This is a genomic window from candidate division TA06 bacterium B3_TA06, from assembly GCA_005223075.1.
Lineage (GTDB): Bacteria > Hydrothermota > Tepidihabitantia > B3-TA06 > B3-TA06 > B3-TA06.
In genome coordinates, this window is sequence record NJBO01000002.1 from 199,588 (window position 1) to 215,118 (window position 15,531).

The 15,531-nt window shown below is 51.6% G+C and carries 18 protein-coding genes; 5 read left to right on the forward strand and 13 right to left on the reverse strand.

Annotation, left to right across the window (positions count from 1 at the left end; all coding sequences use genetic code 11):
• Positions 1-306: 306 nt before the first annotated feature.
• The 3 genes from CEE36_02380 to CEE36_02390 are packed head-to-tail and all read right to left on the reverse strand — an operon-like array spanning position 307 to position 1,306.
• Complete coding sequence (locus tag CEE36_02380; GenBank protein TKJ43986.1) at positions 307-651, reverse strand: hypothetical protein; 345 nt, start codon at positions 649-651, stop codon at positions 307-309.
• Positions 648-902, reverse strand: a complete 255-nt coding sequence (locus tag CEE36_02385) for a hypothetical protein (GenBank protein TKJ43987.1) — start codon at positions 900-902, stop codon at positions 648-650. The genes CEE36_02380 and CEE36_02385 overlap by 4 nt, the downstream gene beginning before the upstream one ends.
• A complete protein-coding gene (locus CEE36_02390) occupies positions 902-1,306 on the reverse strand; it encodes a hypothetical protein (GenBank protein TKJ43988.1) in 405 nt (134 codons plus the stop codon). Before CEE36_02390 ends, CEE36_02385 begins: the two co-directional genes overlap by 1 nt.
• A gap of 168 nt (positions 1,307-1,474) precedes the next feature.
• On the opposite strand from CEE36_02390, the gene CEE36_02395 reads away from it, so the two are divergent.
• The 3 genes from CEE36_02395 (at position 1,475) to CEE36_02405 (ending at position 6,121) form a co-directional block, all read left to right on the forward strand.
• Positions 1,475-2,071: a hypothetical protein gene (locus CEE36_02395; GenBank protein ID TKJ43989.1), complete on the forward strand. Its 597-nt coding sequence runs from the start codon at positions 1,475-1,477 to the stop codon at positions 2,069-2,071.
• Positions 2,072-2,282: 211 nt separating this feature from the next.
• Complete coding sequence (locus CEE36_02400) at positions 2,283-3,716, forward strand: hypothetical protein (protein TKJ43990.1); 1,434 nt, start codon at positions 2,283-2,285, stop codon at positions 3,714-3,716.
• A 62-nt stretch (positions 3,717-3,778) separates the two neighbouring features.
• Positions 3,779-6,121, forward strand: a complete 2,343-nt coding sequence (locus CEE36_02405) for a hypothetical protein (GenBank protein TKJ43991.1) — start codon at positions 3,779-3,781, stop codon at positions 6,119-6,121.
• 384 nt (positions 6,122-6,505) lie between these two features.
• On the opposite strand, the gene CEE36_02410 is transcribed toward CEE36_02405, so the two are convergent.
• Complete coding sequence (locus CEE36_02410) at positions 6,506-7,249, reverse strand: hypothetical protein (protein TKJ43992.1); 744 nt, start codon at positions 7,247-7,249, stop codon at positions 6,506-6,508.
• A 101-nt stretch (positions 7,250-7,350) separates the two neighbouring features.
• Between CEE36_02410 and def the strand changes: the two genes are divergently transcribed.
• Both def and fabD read left to right on the forward strand, forming a co-directional pair.
• Positions 7,351-7,839 carry a peptide deformylase gene (gene def / locus CEE36_02415; protein TKJ43993.1) on the forward strand — a complete coding sequence of 163 codons (489 nt, stop codon included), beginning with the start codon at positions 7,351-7,353 and terminating at the stop codon, positions 7,837-7,839.
• A 15-nt stretch (positions 7,840-7,854) separates the two neighbouring features.
• On the forward strand, positions 7,855-8,760 hold the full coding sequence (gene fabD, locus CEE36_02420; protein ID TKJ43994.1) for a [acyl-carrier-protein] S-malonyltransferase: 906 nt from the start codon (positions 7,855-7,857) through the stop codon (positions 8,758-8,760).
• Between the two features lie 237 nt (positions 8,761-8,997).
• Here the strand turns inward: fabD and CEE36_02425 are convergent, their stop codons facing one another.
• The 9 genes from CEE36_02425 to CEE36_02465 all read right to left on the reverse strand — a co-directional run bounded on the left by CEE36_02425 (position 8,998) and on the right by CEE36_02465 (position 15,443).
• A complete protein-coding gene (locus tag CEE36_02425; GenBank protein ID TKJ43995.1) occupies positions 8,998-9,573 on the reverse strand; it encodes a gliding-motility protein MglA in 576 nt (191 codons plus the stop codon).
• A gap of 234 nt (positions 9,574-9,807) precedes the next feature.
• Positions 9,808-10,383: a gliding-motility protein MglA gene (locus CEE36_02430; GenBank protein TKJ43996.1), complete on the reverse strand. Its 576-nt coding sequence runs from the start codon at positions 10,381-10,383 to the stop codon at positions 9,808-9,810.
• Between the two features lie 168 nt (positions 10,384-10,551).
• Positions 10,552-11,169: a gliding-motility protein MglA gene (locus CEE36_02435; protein TKJ43997.1), complete on the reverse strand. Its 618-nt coding sequence runs from the start codon at positions 11,167-11,169 to the stop codon at positions 10,552-10,554.
• A gap of 209 nt (positions 11,170-11,378) precedes the next feature.
• The gene (locus CEE36_02440; protein TKJ43998.1) at positions 11,379-11,954 is read right to left on the reverse strand and encodes a gliding-motility protein MglA; all 576 of its coding nucleotides are present in this window, start codon (positions 11,952-11,954) and stop codon (positions 11,379-11,381) included.
• 6 nt (positions 11,955-11,960) lie between these two features.
• On the reverse strand, positions 11,961-12,455 hold the full coding sequence (locus CEE36_02445) for a dynein regulation protein LC7 (protein TKJ43999.1): 495 nt from the start codon (positions 12,453-12,455) through the stop codon (positions 11,961-11,963).
• 1 nt (position 12,456) lies between these two features.
• Entirely contained in the window at positions 12,457-13,389 is a 933-nt protein-coding gene (locus CEE36_02450; protein ID TKJ44000.1) for a pyruvate ferredoxin oxidoreductase, read from the reverse strand.
• Position 13,390: 1 nt separating this feature from the next.
• The gene (porA, locus tag CEE36_02455) at positions 13,391-14,569 is read right to left on the reverse strand and encodes a pyruvate ferredoxin oxidoreductase (GenBank protein TKJ44001.1); all 1,179 of its coding nucleotides are present in this window, start codon (positions 14,567-14,569) and stop codon (positions 13,391-13,393) included.
• Positions 14,566-14,868, reverse strand: a complete 303-nt coding sequence (locus CEE36_02460) for a ferredoxin (GenBank protein ID TKJ44002.1) — start codon at positions 14,866-14,868, stop codon at positions 14,566-14,568. The genes porA and CEE36_02460 overlap by 4 nt, the downstream gene beginning before the upstream one ends.
• On the reverse strand, positions 14,865-15,443 hold the full coding sequence (locus CEE36_02465) for a pyruvate synthase (GenBank protein ID TKJ44003.1): 579 nt from the start codon (positions 15,441-15,443) through the stop codon (positions 14,865-14,867). The genes CEE36_02460 and CEE36_02465 overlap by 4 nt, the downstream gene beginning before the upstream one ends.
• Positions 15,444-15,531: the final 88 nt, after the last annotated feature.

The following is a 15,531-nucleotide window of genomic DNA, read 5'->3' on the forward strand; positions in this document are numbered from 1 at the left end:
AACCGTGTTGTCGCGATGTCCAATTATTGCAATGACACGGTCATTGCACTCCAAACTTTTCGTTATTTGTCATTGCGAGCCCGCTTGTCTTTTCGGGCCGACTTACGCGAAGTTTCTTTATGGAGTGCGACAACCGTGTTGTCGCGATGTCCAATTATTGCAATGACACGGTCATTGCACTCCAAACGAGTCATTAAACGTAGGGGCTGACGTTCGTAGCGCTTGGCTGCGTGCTTTGCGTCAGGTCCGCCCGATTCTTTTTACTAGTGGACTTTATTTAGAAGCTAGGCCAAGAATATTTCTTATCTAGCCGTAGATTTTCTTCATCAAAGGACGGGGAGCTTTCCCCAGCCTGTCTACTATTCTTTCTAACGACAAAGTGGTGATGAGGTTCGGTCTCGCAACAGATTCCTTGATAAGTCCACATTTAACGCTTTCTTGTGTGCTTATGTGGACATCATAATTATCCATTCGGTCTATACGCGAACTGATAGGAACCACTACAAAAGCAGATTCTCTGGTATTGAATTCTACGGTCGAAATGACTAATACCGGTCTTTCTTTGACAGGAACAGTTTTGATATATCCCTCATGGATGTCCCTGGTATAAGGCACCTTCGCTATAAGGACATCTCCAGGGGATACGTTCATAGGGGTCTGCGTTTTTTGTGGTCAATAATGTCTTCTTCTTCTAGCCAAGACTCATAAGCTTTGCTGCTGATTGAGGCGATAAAAAATTCCTCGTCGGTGGCTTCTTCATAGATAACATCCTGCGAGAGTGTGATGTTGAATTCGCAATACGTTTCTGCTGCTATGTATTGAAGTTCTGACGTTTCTAACCCAGATTCTGGGATCGTTTTGCTGTTCACTAATTGAGTTACAGTCGTTCCCGAAGGAGGCATCACTTTTCCTTTCTTGTGATCTCAATTTTACGTGAACCTACTAATTGATGGGAAACTAAGAACTCGATTGTATACACACCGGGTTTTGGGAAAACCATGCCATTTATAACAAAATTGAGTTCAATTGTGGCGAATTTATCTTGAAAAACAACCGGTTCTTGAATTTGAGCAAGCACGTTTCCCTCTGGATCCAAAAACTTAAGCATCCCTTTTGTCTCTCCTATGTAGTTCGTTAATGAGACATAAACGTGCATACGGGCGTGGCGAGTGGGGAAAGCAGACACTTTAATCGAGTTAAATAGCCCCATCAGAGATAGCTTGCGAGTGTTTTCCTCTCTAATAATATTATCACAAATCACAATCGCCTGGCAAATTGGCGCCATACTGGACTTCTTTTTAGGCATCGTGAAAAAGTATAGTGGCTTCGAGTTCACTGTCAAGCCCCACTTTCATGGCTCAAGAAGCATTCTTTCATGCATGGTTAAAATCTAGTCAAAACCGTGAAGAGTGCAATATAAACCTGACGATTTGTTTCCTATTGACTACAGCCGTTTGCTCCGTAAACTGCGTAAGTGAAGCCTTCGGTTCTTTTAATCAACACCTACAAAGCGGCGGACGATAAACGGATGCCCAACTATGTTACCTGGTTGGAACCTCACTTTGGGGTTACGACCGTTTACGTTGATGAACTTAAATCCCCGGATGTCTCCGAAGACGCCATCGTTGTCACCGGCTCGGAGTGGCAGATTGCGAGCGATCCTATCCCTGAGATAATCACCAAGCTCTATCTTGAGACGCAGAAACCACTCCTCGGCATCTGCTGGGGGCACCAGACCCTTGCTTATGCCTGGGGTGCCAAGGTCATCCGCAAGAACCGCTTCATCGAGCGCGATGAGGTCATCCGGGTCATGAAGACCGAGGAGCTGCTTGAAAACATGGGGCTTTTCTTCACCGCCAACGAGTCGCACTACGAGCACGTGGTGAAGGATAAGAACCTTGCAAAACACTTCGAGGTTTTAGCCTACTCAGACAGCTGCAAGGTTGAGGTCATAAGGCATAAGGAGAGACCTCTTTGGGGGGTGCAGTTTCACCCGGAGCGCTCAGGTGCTACAGGCCGTCGGCTTGCCGCCAACTTTGCGCGGATCGTGGCGAATCCCCTCGGTCTCTAAGGGACAAAGAAACCGCAGATTGAAACTCGTTTCACTCGTTTCCCTTCGGGACGCCGATTACACGGATTGAATTGAATCCTTTTAGTCCTGGATTAATCTGTGTCATCTGTGTACTCCTACGGAGAGAACGACTCCCAGGAGTTCTCATCTGCGGTTAAGAATCAATCTGTGGTTTGCCTTGACACGTCCCAAGGCGCTCATATACTCCCTCATGCGTAAGAAATCAATTCCGTTCGTACTTTTCGTACTTGCCCTCGGTTCACTTGCCTGCGGGGGTAAGCTGGGGATTAAGGATGCACGGATTGCGCCGTCCGAGGACTGGATGGGCATATATATAAATAATGCCAAGATCGGCTACGTCTACTCCAGGCAGGAGATCAAGGGGAATAGCTACCGGTTTACCCAGAAATCCACGATGAGGTTTGAGCTTTTAGGCTCGGACGAGACGTTCGCCACCACACTGGAAGCCGTGACCGATAAGGATCTGAACCTTGAGGAGTTTACCTTTGACATCTCTTCGCGGCAGCACACGTTCTACGCGGAGGGTAAACGCGAAGGCGAGGTGATAAAGGTGAAGATCGAGACCGCTGGACGTGTAGAGACCAAAGAGATTCAGGCAAAATACGCCCTTATCTCGCCTGCGCTTGCCCCCTGGGTGACGACACGCTCGCCAAAGCCCGGGGACAAGCTGACCGTTACCGTATTCGAGCCTACCTTGCTTAAGACCCTGCCTGTCTCGATCAAGGTGATTGCACCAGAGACCCTTCTGCTCGATGGTGTCCGGGTTCCCACCTTGAAGATGGAGATGCGTATGATGGGGCTTTGCTCAGAGGTGTGGCTGGATTCTACAGGTGCGAGTGTGAAGGAGATCCAGCAGCCCGGGATCGTTATGGTGCGCGAGCCTCGCGAGAAGGCGCTTGAAGCTGTCTCCGGCGCTGCAAAGCTTGATCTCTTAAGCTTCTTCGCGGTAAGGTCTGATTCGGCTATCGCGGGCCCGCGTGGTCTGAAGGAGCTTAAGCTGCGAGTCGAGGGTCTAACCCGGCGCGAAGACCTTATAGTCTCTTCAACTACACAGAAGGCAAAATGGATTGAGGAGGGTGTGGAGCTTACCATAACCCGGCCTGATACTGTCAAGATTGGACGATCCAGCATACCCCAGAAGTCGCCTCGTGAGTTCCTTGGCTCCAGCTTCTACATACAAGCAGAGGATCCTCAGATCAAACGAACAGCCAGCCGGATCGTGGGAGATGAAACTGACGCGATGAGTGCTGCTGCAAAGCTAGTGAACTGGGTCTATGCGAATCTCAGAAAGCGCGCCACTGCATCGGTCCCCTCAGCAGTCGAAGTATTAGAAACTCGTGAAGGCGACTGCAACGAGCACGCCATACTTCTGGCCGCCCTAGGAAGAGCCGCAGGAATCCCGACAAAGATCAATGTAGGACTTGTCTATCTTGACGGAGCCTTCTACTACCACGCCTGGAACTCCTTCTGGATCGGCGAGACCTGGGTTCCGGCAGACGCCACCTACGGTCAGTTGCCTGCAGACCCCACCCATGTTCAACTGCACGAGGGCGAGCTGGGCGAGCAGGCACGGGTGCTCTCGGTGGTTGGCGAGATTGAAATAGACGTTATCTCTTACAGGTAGCCTTGGTTCTCATATTCCTTCTCTTTGCTCAGCCTCTGCAAAAACCCGCGAGGCAGGAGGTTGTGAGGGAGGCGGTGGGACGGGACTCGGTTGATCAGGACACGGCTTATCAGGATACGATCAGAGGTGGGGTGTCTCAGGTCAGGTTCAAAGCCGATACGATCATCTTCTACACCGATACAAAGAACGTGCTTCTATTGCATAACGGTGAGGTAACCTATGGCGATTTGACTGTTTACTCCGACTCCATACGGTTTTCAACCCAGAAGAGACTCCTTTCCGCATTCAAGGGAGCAAAGCTTAGATCTTCAAGCGACAGCCTGATAGGCGAGCAGCTGGACTACGCGGTCGAGACCCAGAAAGGGGTAATGACTGAGGGACGCACGCAGATAGAGAAGGGCTACTTCGCAGGTCAAGGCGTCTGGCTTGTCGAGGAGAACACCATCCACATCACCCGCGGCTATTACACGACCTGTGAGCGCTACCCGCCGCACTATGATTTCTATGGCAGCGAGCTTAAGGTGATTTTGAATGATATGGTCATCTCCCGACCTATCATTCTGCGTGTCCGGCGTATCCCGGTGCTGGCCGCACCATTCTGGTATCTACCCATCGGCAATAAGCGTAAATCAGGACTTATGCCCTTCAAGTTCGGTCACAGCGATGAGGAAGGCTGGTTTACCAAGATGATCCGCTACTACTGGGTAACGAACGACTACTCGGATGCCTTGTTTTCGCTTGATATCTTTACTCGCAAGGGATTCAGGCCCGGCGTACTCTTTCAATGGCGCTACGGTCCCAGGGGCGCGGAGTACGCGGCTGGAAGGTTTAGCGCCAATTACATCAACGAAACAGACACCCGGAAGCAGCGCTGGACGCTTGCCTTAAACAACACAAGCTACATCCCCGACGGGACCAAGATTACTGCCGTCATAAACTTCCGCAGCGATCAGAGTTACATCATCGAATATATAGAAGACGAGGACAGCCTGACTATGCTTTTGGATCAAAGGACCCGCTCGGATGTATCAATCTCACGAAAGCTCCTTGGCAGACCTACGACCATTTCTGCGTCCCGCGAGGATGACTTAAGAACAGGCTCCTACACAATGACCTTGCCTATCTTCAACTTCTCATGGCCAACTGCAACGCTCTGGGATTTCTTTACCGTAAATTTTGGAAGCTTCGGCGTCAATAACCAGTACCGTCATGACGTAACCCAGATTATAGACACCCTTGGAGATACGTTGGAGACCATCGAGGATTTTCGAACAACCAGGTTCTCACAACCGCTTACCCTGTCATGGAGCTATAATCTCCTTGGTGCCTACACCTTTGGCCAAACCTGGAACGCAGGGCAGAGCCTTACATGGACTCAGGACAGCCTTATCCGAGAAGCTGACTACTCGCTCTCCAACTCCATGGGGACGGAGCTTTCGCGTATCTTCGGGATATACATCCTTGGGATGAACGGGATGCTGCACTCGATAAGACCCACAATCACACACACGATCACCCCGGCAAAGGGGACGATCCATCCCTGGCTGGTGTACCCGCGTTTTGATACCACCCTTGCCTCTCACAGGGTCAATCTGAATATCGCCCAGTCCTTGCAGGCAAAGTTCCGTGCTCGTGGGGATACAACGAGATTCAGGAAACAGGATCTCCTGACTCTCTCAACAGGCATCGGTTACAATCTTCTTACCGACAGCCTGACACCGGCCACGGCCACTATCTATTTGCCTTCAGGTTTACCTGTTCAGGCCAATGTTAACATGAGTTATAACCTCTATACCGACAGCTTCGCCCTTAAAACCTCAGCCAGCGCCAGTGTTGACAAGCTGCTGTTCCCCTTATTCGGGTTGCGGGAAAGGGGAGTAGTAGAAGAAGATACCATAGCCTGGGACAGTCTGGGGATTGAACGTGGGGATACGGCAGCATTTGACAGCATAATGAGGCTGCAGCCCCCGGATAGTATGGTCATAAGTGAGGATTCCCTTTATCGCCCTTACGAGAAGAAGGAGACGTTCCTGGAACGATTCTCAAAAAGCAAGCTTTCACTTGAGAATAGTTGGGGTATTCGTAGCGACTCCCTGGGAGGGGTGGGCAAGTCCGACCACATGGTATCTGCCAGGACCCAGCTGTTCTTACCGTTTGAGATTGAGTTGAATCTGAGCGTGGCTACGAATCTTACCGAGCCAAAGGCCCGCTGGCAGGACTACATAGCGAGCTACAACCTTTCTCTGGTCAAGGGGTTGCACTGCTGGGAGGCGGTGTTCGAGGTTACGCCAAGGGACGGCTTAAGTATGGCACCGGATAACCTCGAGTGGAATTTTTACGTGCGCGTCAAGGAGCTGCCCGACATCCAGTTCGGCAAAGGCATGCTCAGGCAGCTGGGTGAGTAGATAGCGTTGCCAAGCAACGCCGCGGGAACCCCGAATTCAACACCTCTTTGCCACTGAGTAAAAAATCGCAAAGAAGAAATCTCAAGGCACCGTTGCCAACCAAGAGCGGCCTTGCCTCGTCGGTGCAAACTTTAAACCTTGTAAGATTTACTTCTCGAATAGCGAGGCGAAGGCGCCGGGCAACTCCACTATGAACCCCAGATGCCCCTTGCCATTGGTCTCAAAACCTGCTGAGACTATGCCTTTTAACTGCACGTGACTCATGTGAAAATATAAACCCAGCGCGGCTTTTGTCAAGGACACTGATCACCAGCCTTTTCTTAACACCACCAATCTGGCACCTATAATCAAACCCTATGAGCATAAAGACTTACGGAGAAGGTTTTATCCGTTGGTCGTCTTCATAAAATGGAACGGATCATCGTAGGCATCAATTATTCCCAATTGTCTTTGGCGCTCCAGGATTCTTGTTATCGCCTTGGCGTGTATCCTGTCGTGCCAGATGAATCTCCTAAGCACCTTCTTAAGGGTCCAGAGTTCACCATTCTCCTCAAACATCGCTAGATTGTTGTTTTCCATGTAGAAGGCACCCAGCTTTTCCAGACAGCGCTCTCTCGTATCTGCAAAATCTCCATCCATCTCTTCCGTTATTCCTATCCGGGACAAGTAATAGAATTGACAGTTCCTTACATGGTCAAATATTCGTTGTATGGTCGCAGGGTTGTCTCCGTAGAAGGTCTTTCTGATTCTTGATTCATCTATCCAATCCTTGTGCTGAGTGCTGGTGTAAAGTTTGACGAACGTCTCTTTTGAATATCGAGCCAGATCAGCCAGTCTTTTAAACTCCTCCACTCTAATTTCACCCCTATCCGCCTCCAGCAGGATCGCGGTATCCGCGTCCTCGACCACTGCGTTGCTTTTATGTCTCTGGACGATTCGAATCTCATAATCATGTTTTGGTTCCATTCCCAGCCATTTCAAATACAGATCCACTTCCTTCTTAACCTTGTCGAGGGCTTGCCTTTCGGTCTTCCCTCGCACGAAGGCGCCTGGCAACTCCACTATGAACCCCTGATGCCCCTTGCCATTGGTCTCAAAACCTGCTGAGACTATGCCTTTTAACTGCACGTGACTCATGCGAAAATATAAACCCTGCGCGGCTTTTGTCAAGGACACTGATCGCCAGCCTTTTCTTGACACCACCAATCTGGCACCTATAATCAAACCTCATGAGCATCAAGACTTACGGAGAGGCAATACTTCGCAAGAAGGTCGAGCCGGTGACCTCTTTCGATGGAGAGCTTGCCCACATCGCAGCGCAGATGAAGAAGACGATGCAAGAGGTCAACGGTGTCGGTCTGTCGGCAAACCAGGTTGGTTTCGATAAGGCTCTGTTTATTGTGAAGTTGAGTGATGAGACGTACGCATTCGTAAACCCTGAGCTTACCCCCCTATCAAACGAGACCAATAAGACAGAGGAGGGATGTCTCTCCATCCCCGGGGTGTGGGTTGATGTCGAGCGCTACCTTAAGGTGCGTCTTAGCGCCAAGAACCTTGAGGGCGAAACCATAGAGCTGGAGCTTGAAGGACACCTAGCACGGGTGATACAGCACGAGGTGGATCACCTTGCAGGGGTGTTGATCATTGATCGGATCGGGCCGGACGAGCGGCGTCGCATCGCCGATCAGTTGGAAGAGATCAAGAACAAAGCGTCATAAGATCTTGGAGGGTTGATGGCCAAAGCGTTTCTTTTCCCGGGACAGGGCTCACAATACGTGGGGATGGGTGCCGATCTATACGAGACTAACGAATCACTGAGATCGATATATCACTCAGCAGACCAAGTAAGCGGTCTGGAGATCACAAAAACCATGTTCGAGGGTCCTGAGGAGGCGCTCAGAAAGACCCAGATCACCCAGCCTGCGCTTTATGTGCATTCGCTTGCAGTTTATCGGCTGGTTACAGATAAGGGATTAATCGCGGACGTCTTTGCAGGCCACAGCCTTGGCGAGTTTTCAGCACTTGCTGCGGCAGGGGTGTTTTCGGTGGAAGACGGGATGAAGTTTGTTGCAAAGCGCGGTGCGCTTATGGCCCAAGCCAAAGAGGGCAGTATGGCTGCGATCATAGGGCTATCCGACGATGCAGTTATCTCCATCTGCAGTGAGATAGAGAACATCTGGCCCGCCAACTTCAACTCCCCTGGTCAGGTGGTGATCTCCGGTGCGCCCGAGGGTATCAAGAAAGCGATCGAGAAGGCCAAGGAGGCGAGTGCCAAGCGTGCATTGCCCTTGGCAGTATCCGGTGCGTTCCACACCCCGTTCATGCAGCGAGCGGCCTCCGAGTTCCGCGCCTTTCTTGATCAGTTCGAATTCAAGAAGCCCAAGGGTAAGGTTATACCCAACGTGACAGGCGAGGTAACCAACGATCCTGGCCAGATCAAGGAATTCTTGGCGAAACAGCTTACCTCGCCCGTGCTCTGGGCCAAGACCATGCAGACTTTGACCGCTTTGGGTGTTAGAGAACTCTACGAGCTTGGCTCTGGCAAGGTGCTCTGCGGTCTGGCCAAGAGGGGTATGAGTGATGTAACATGCATCTGGGTCGGCACGGTTGAGGAGATCAACGGGCTATTTAACTCCTAAACAGAGTTTTGATCCCATAGGATTTTTAATGCTCTGTCCGAGATGCAAGATCGGTATGAAAGAAGAGAAGCGCTCCTTCCATAAGAGGCGCAAGTGGATATGCCCACGCTGCGGCAGGGTTAAGATGCAGAGGGTGTGGGCAAGAGGTGAGAGAAAATCCAGACGTAAGGATAAGTCAATAGAGTAGGGGCGACGCATGCGTCGCCCTTTCCATTTGGATCAATATATTCCGGGTGTTTAAAACGCACGGATTATCATCCTGGCGATCTCCTTAAGGGTCTCGAATACGCCGATTCCCTGGTCGGCAACCGCCTCGAAGTACGGCACCTTATCCGGGTTCAGGAGTTCTTCCATCTCAGCTACGGTCATGATATTCGGCAGGTCGCGCTTGTTGTACTGCATCACGTATGGGACATCGGGAAGCCTGAGGTTGAAGGTAGCAAGGTTCTCCTTCAGGTTCTCGAGACTGTCCAGGTTGTCCTCACGCCGCTCACGTTGTGAGTCAGCAACGAATATGATGCCGTCCGCACCTTCCAGGATGATTCTCCGAGAAGCGGTGAGGGCAACATGGGTGGGAACCGTGTAGAGATGGAAGCGCATCTGGAAGCCCCGCACTCGACCCAGATCTACAGGCAGGAAGTCGAAGAACAAGGTTTTGTCCATCTCAGTATCTAAAGTGATCGTCTTTCCTTTTGCATCCGCGTCCAGCCTATCGTAGATCCAACGAAGATTGTCGGTCTTCCCGCCGAGTCCCGGCCCGTAGTATACGATCTTTAGATTGATCTCTTTTGTAGCGTAGTTTATGAGAGCCATGGAGTACTAACCAAACAGCTGATCAAGTTCATCTTCTACATTAAACTCATCTGGGGGACTCTCTAACTTCTTGTCTGCAGGCATTAGTCCTCCTTGGTCTAATCTTATTGTAGTATAACTAATTATAGTCATTATGTCAAGGCTTTATCATGCCCGCACATATGAAGGCTACCTTCTGGGGGCCTGAATCTCTAAATCTCGGAACGTTTCTAGGGGTTTTTAAAACTGAAGTTCTCATAACTTACGGATTACCATCTTGGCGATCTCCTTCAGGGTGTCGAATACACCGATTCCCTGGGTGGCAACCGCCTCGAAGTAGGGCACCCTATCCGGGTTCAGAAGTTCCTCCATCTCGGCGACTGTCATAAGATTGGGGAGGTCGCGCTTGTTGTACTGCATGACGTATGGGACGTCTGAAAGCTTCAGGTTGGGGGTTGCAAGGTCCTCCTTGAGGTTTTTCACACTCTCCACGTTATCCTCACGCCGCTCCCTTTGTGAATCGGCCACGAAGATTAGGCCGTCGGCACCCCTAAGGATGATTCTCCGAGAAGCGGTGAGGGAAACATGGATGGGAACCGTGTAGAGATGGAAGCGCATCTGGAAGCCCCGCACTCGACCCAGATCTACAGGCAGGAAGTCGAAGAACAAGGTTTTGTCCATCTCAGTATCTAAGGTGATCATCTTTCCTTTTGCATCTGCGTCCAGCCTATTGTAGATCCAACGAAGATTGTCAGTCTTGCCACCGAGTGCCGGCCCGTCGTATACGATCTTTAGGTTGATCTCTTTTGTAGCGTAGTTTATGAGAGCCATGGAGTACTAACCAAACAGCTGATCAAGTGCATCTTCTACATGAAGTTCATCTGGAGGCCTCTCTAACTTCTTGGTTACATGCATTAATCCTCCTTGTCTTAAACTCATTGCACTATAACTAATTGTAGTTATCATGTCAAGGCTTTATCATGCCCGCAAATATGAAGGCTACCTTCTGGGGGCTTGAATCTCTATCCCTCGAGGCGTTTTGAAAACTTGCAGGATGACCCTCTTGGCGATCTCCTTCAGGGTCTCGGATATGCCGCTCCCCTGGGTGGCGACCGACTCGAAGTAGGGCACCCTATCCGGATTCAGGAGTTCTTCCATCTCAGCAACGGTCATCAGGTTGGGCAGGTCGCGCTTGTTGTACTGCATGACATATGGGATGTTGGAGAGTTTGAGGTTAAGGGTTGCAAGGTTGTTCTTAAGATTCTGTAGGCTGTTGGTATTGTCCTCACGCCGCTCCCTTTGTGAATCGGCCACGAAGATCAGGCCGTCGACACCACTAAGGATGATCCGCCTCGAGGCGTTATAGAAAACCTGGCCTGGAACCGTGTAGAGATGGAGGCGTACCTGAAAGCCCCGCACTCGATCCAGATTTACAGGCAGGAAGTCGAAGAACAGGGTTCTGTCCATCTCTGTATCGATACTAATCATCTTCCCCTTGGTATTCTCATCGAGTTTTCCGCAGATCCCTCTGAGGGTGGTGGTCTTACCACCTAATCCAGGACCGTAGTATACGATCTTTACGCTGATCTCTTTTGTAGCCAAGTTTATGAAAGCCACGGGGTACTAACCAAACAGCTGATCAAGTGCGCCTTCTACATTAAACTCATCTGGGGGAGTCTCTGGCTTCTTTTCTCCAAGCATTAGTCTTCCTTAATCTTAAATTGATGTTAGTATAGCTAAGTATGATTATTGTGTCAAGTGTTTGCTTGCTCGTTTCAATACAAAGGCCCCCTACGGGGCCTTAACTTTCTAAATCTCGAGGTGTTCTAGAACTTGCGGATGACCGTCTTGGCGATCTCCTTCAGGGTCTCGAATATGCCGATGCCCTGGGTGGCAACCGACTCGAAGTAAGGCACCCTCTGAGGATTTATGAGCATCTCCATCTCGGCAACGGTCATTATGTTCGGCAGATCACGTTTGTTGTACTGCATCACGTATGGTGTGTCGGAGAGCCTGAGGTTGAAGGTAGCAAGGTTATCCTTCAGATTCCGCAGGCTGTCGAGGTTATCCTCACGCCGCTCCCGCTGCGAGTCGGCCACGAAGATCAGGCCGTCGGCACCCCTAAGGATGATCCTCCGCGTGGCGTTGTAGAAGACCTGACCTGGAACCGTGTAGAGACGAAGTCGCGTCTGGAAGCCGCGCACTCGACCCAGATCTACCGGCAGGAAGTCGAAGAACAGGGTTCTGTCCATCTCTGTAGCAAGGGTGATCATCTTCCCCTTGGTATTCTGATCGAGTTCTCCGTAGATCCATCTTAGGTTGGTGGTCTTACCGCCCAGGCCCGGCCCGTAGTATACGATCTTGAAGTTGATCTCTCTGGTTGCATAGTTTATCAGAGTCATCTGGTGCTAGCCAAACAAACGGTCGAGTTCGTCTTCGATATCCTTTGAGATATCCTCGATCCTTGCCTCCTCCTCCGGCGCGAGCTGTTCTTGGCCGCCGAAGATATCCTCAAGTATCTTTGAAAGGGTCTGTGCGGCGTGCTTGACCCGCACGCGGACAAGCCCCAGGGTGGTGCGTTGATCGAAGATTACAGCGATGATGATGTTCTGTGCAAGGGCCTGGAAGTAGAGGTGATCGCGTTCGCCCTGGTGGTAGAGGGTGAGGAACTGCTGCTCGCCGATGAGCTCTGCGAGTTGGGACGTGGCAGCAAAGTCAGCCGCAGCCAGGGTCGCAAACGACTCGAGATCTATCTTCTCGGTCTCGCCAGCGTTCGTAATCAGGTTCCCGTCGCGATCCACCAGAAGAACCGCCTTGGCGTCAGACTGCTGCAGGAGCTTCTCGATGTTCTCCTTGATCGCCTGGAAACCTGACTCGAACAGCTTGATGCGATCTATAAGCATGTTATCCGTTCGTTGCCTGCTCTTTGCGCAACAGGACTTCCCACCGACGATTGACCTCGGCCTGAAGTTCCTCCAAAAGATGCTCGTTACCCGGCTTGAGTAGATGCCGGAAGCGTGCCTGTAGCTTTAGGAAATCAACCAAGGGCTTAGGCTCACGCGGCTTCATGTTGATCTTGTATTTTCCGTCCTGCCACTCGTAGATCGGCCAGAACAGGGTTTCTACAGCAAGCTTGGAGATGTTCATGGTTTGGTTTAGGGGGTAGCCCCAGCCGGGAACGCAGGGCGAGAGGACGTTGATGAACGAGGGGCCGTCAGCGGCAAGTGCCTTCTCCACCTTGCGGATGAGATCCATGTAGTAGCCGGGTGTTGCCTGTGCAGCGTAGGCAGGATCGTGAGCGATGATGATCTCGGTCAGGTCCTTTCGCTTCTGTGGCTTGCCCGGTATCTTGGTTCCGGCAGGAGAGGTGGTGGTGTGCGCGCAGTAGGGGGTAGCTGACGAACGCTGGTAACCGGTGTTCATGTAGGCTTCGTTGTCGTAGCATACGTAAAGCATCTTGTGGCGACGTTCAATCGCTCCTGAGAGAGACTGCAGACCGATGTCGTATGTGCCGCCATCACCGCCGAAGGCGATGAATTGGATCTCGGCATCTATCTTGCCCTTGCGCTTCAGGGCTCGATAGGCCGCTTCCATACCCGATACGGTCGCAGCCGAGTTCTCGAAAGCGTTGTGCACCAGGTTGACGTTCCACGCGGTGTAGGGAAAGATGGTGGTAACCACCTCCATGCATCCGGTACAGATGCCTGTCACCGTTGGTTTGTCGCCTGCGGCCAAGAGTATCTGACGTATGGCGGTTGAAGCCGCGCAGCCTGCACAGGCGCGATGCCCGCCTACCAGACCTTCCGTGCGCTTAGAGAGTTCTTTTAGGCTAGCCATCTCATTCCTCCCCGCGAACGCCGAGGTATGTGATTAACTTATCTATCTTACCTTGCTTTGCTACTTGCTCGATCTCGTCGTAGACCCGTAGGATGTCGGAGATATCTATATTGCGTCCACCCAGACCGTATACGTAGTCTGTGAGAAGGGGTTTTTTCTTTGCGTCGTAGAGAATACCGCGGGTCTCAAGGAAGACCGGGCCGCCGAAATCTGCCATGGTGTCGGAGCGATCCATCACCGCCACCGCCTTGAACTTACCAAGTGCGGCCTTTATCTCCTCAACGGGCAGCGGACGCCACATCCTCATGCGAACAAGGCCCACCTTGCGGCCCTGCTCACGCAGCCCATCCACCACCTCCTTGGCGGTATCCGCGGTGGAGCCAGCGGTAAAGATCGCAACGTCGGCATCGTCGGTCTTGTACTCTTCCAAAGCAGGGTAGTAGCGCCCGGAAAGCTCGGCATACTCCTGGGCTACCTTGTTATAGGTTCCGAGTACCTTGCTGAAGTCATCGATCTGGGCGCGCTTGTGCTCGAAGAAGTAGTCCTGCAGATCAAGTGGTCCGAAGGTTTTGGGATTCTCAAGGTCCAGTGCGGAGAAGCGAGGTTTGTATTCACCGATGAAGCGCTGAACCTCTTCGTCTTCGAGGACCTCCAACCGCTCCATGGCGTGGGAGATGATGAACGCATCGGTGGAGACGATTGCAGGAACAGCCGTTTGCTCCGCTACTTTCAGAGCGATTATTAACGAATCGTATGCCTCCTGGGAGTTGGCGCAGTAAAGCTGCATCCAGCCAGCCTCTCTGGAACCCATGGTGTCCGAGTGGTCGCAGTGGATGTTGATTGGGGCGGAAAGTGAACGGTTCACTAATGCGATAACGATCGGCAGACGGTTGCCTGCAGCGATATAGAGGATCTCATGCATTAATGCTAACCCCTGGGAAGAGGTTGATGTCATAACCCTGCCGCCTGCAATAGAGGCGCCCACGCAAGCCGAAAGTGCGGAGTGCTCACTTTCCACGGCAACGAACTCGGTATCCACCTCGCCGTCGGCCACGTAGTTGGAAAAGATCTGCACGATCTCGGTCGCCGGTGTGATGGGGTACGCTGCTACCACGTCCGGATTGATCTGCTTCATGGCATAGGCCATGGCCTCGTTACCGGTCTTGGCTATTGTCTTCATTTCTCCTCCCGCACCATATCGATAGCCGATGCCTTGGGCGGGCATATCACAGCGCAGATACCGCAGCCCTTGCAGTAGTCGTAGTCTATCCCTGTCATCTTGCCGTCTTGAACTGTGATTGCCGTATCTGGGCAGGTGATCCAGCAGAAAAGACAATGTATACACTTTTCCGCATCCCATAAAGGACGCATACTGCGCCAATCACCGGTCTTGAAGTGAAGGGAGGTTGCCCGTTCGTCTATGAGGCAGCCCGCGGGCAGCTCCTGCCAGGTCATCGGTTTATCAAACTTCATGCTCATGCGACCTCCACCTCGTCGTAGGCGCGTTTGATAGCTTCGACGTTTCCTTCGATGATCTCGGTGCGGCCTCGGAACTTTACTTCGAGCTTTTCCTTGATAGAGGCAAGCGCGGAGTCCCACTCCAAGGCCCCGGTTATCTTTACCATTGCACCCAGCATAACCGTGTTGGGAACGTTTTTCTTTAGGATCTCGACCGCAATCTTGGTGGCATCCACTACGGCAACCTTGGCGTTTGTTACGCGGAGTTTTTCCTTTATGGCTGCCGCCTTCTCCTGGGTATTAACTATGAGCGCACCATTGTCTTTAAGACCTTCGGTCACGTTAATCGACTCCAAAAGGCTTGCGTCAAGCACCACCACAACGTCTGGATTAATTACCTGGGTGTGGATGCGGATCGGCCCGTCTGAGAGACGGTTGAACGCCTTTACCGGCGCACCAGTGCGCTCAGGGCCGTATTCTGGGAATGCCTGAATGTATTTGCCGGTTTCCATGGCCGCTTCGCCGAACAAAAGTGCGGCGGTCTTAGCTCCCTGCCCGCCGCGGCCGTGCCAGCGGACTTCGAAGTATTGTTGCATGTGACCTCCGAACAAAATTGTAACAAAATTCTACGCTAACCGCTGCCATTGTCAAGCGAATAAGGTCTGTACGCGGGGAGATGGGGAG

Excerpts from the sequence above, each read along its gene's own strand:
- CEE36_02450 (TKJ44000.1), bottom strand. The coding sequence starts at position 13,389 with ATGGCTAGCCTAAAAGAACTCTCTAAGCGCACGGAAGGTCTGGTAGGC.
- CEE36_02465 (TKJ44003.1), bottom strand. The coding sequence starts at position 15,443 with ATGCAACAATACTTCGAAGTCCGCTGGCACGGCCGCGGCGGGCAGGGA.
- def (TKJ43993.1), top strand. The coding sequence starts at position 7,351 with ATGAGCATCAAGACTTACGGAGAGGCAATACTTCGCAAGAAGGTCGAG.
- CEE36_02440 (TKJ43998.1), bottom strand. The coding sequence starts at position 11,954 with ATGACTCTGATAAACTATGCAACCAGAGAGATCAACTTCAAGATCGTA.
- CEE36_02390 (TKJ43988.1), bottom strand. The coding sequence starts at position 1,306 with ATGCCTAAAAAGAAGTCCAGTATGGCGCCAATTTGCCAGGCGATTGTG.
- fabD (TKJ43994.1), top strand. The coding sequence starts at position 7,855 with ATGGCCAAAGCGTTTCTTTTCCCGGGACAGGGCTCACAATACGTGGGG.
- CEE36_02460 (TKJ44002.1), bottom strand. The coding sequence starts at position 14,868 with ATGAGCATGAAGTTTGATAAACCGATGACCTGGCAGGAGCTGCCCGCG.
- CEE36_02400 (TKJ43990.1), top strand. The coding sequence starts at position 2,283 with ATGCGTAAGAAATCAATTCCGTTCGTACTTTTCGTACTTGCCCTCGGT.
- CEE36_02445 (TKJ43999.1), bottom strand. The coding sequence starts at position 12,455 with ATGCTTATAGATCGCATCAAGCTGTTCGAGTCAGGTTTCCAGGCGATC.
- CEE36_02425 (TKJ43995.1), bottom strand. The coding sequence starts at position 9,573 with ATGGCTCTCATAAACTACGCTACAAAAGAGATCAATCTAAAGATCGTA.
- porA (TKJ44001.1), bottom strand. The coding sequence starts at position 14,569 with ATGAAGACAATAGCCAAGACCGGTAACGAGGCCATGGCCTATGCCATG.
- CEE36_02430 (TKJ43996.1), bottom strand. The coding sequence starts at position 10,383 with ATGGCTCTCATAAACTACGCTACAAAAGAGATCAACCTAAAGATCGTA.
- CEE36_02385 (TKJ43987.1), bottom strand. The coding sequence starts at position 902 with ATGCCTCCTTCGGGAACGACTGTAACTCAATTAGTGAACAGCAAAACG.
- CEE36_02380 (TKJ43986.1), bottom strand. The coding sequence starts at position 651 with ATGAACGTATCCCCTGGAGATGTCCTTATAGCGAAGGTGCCTTATACC.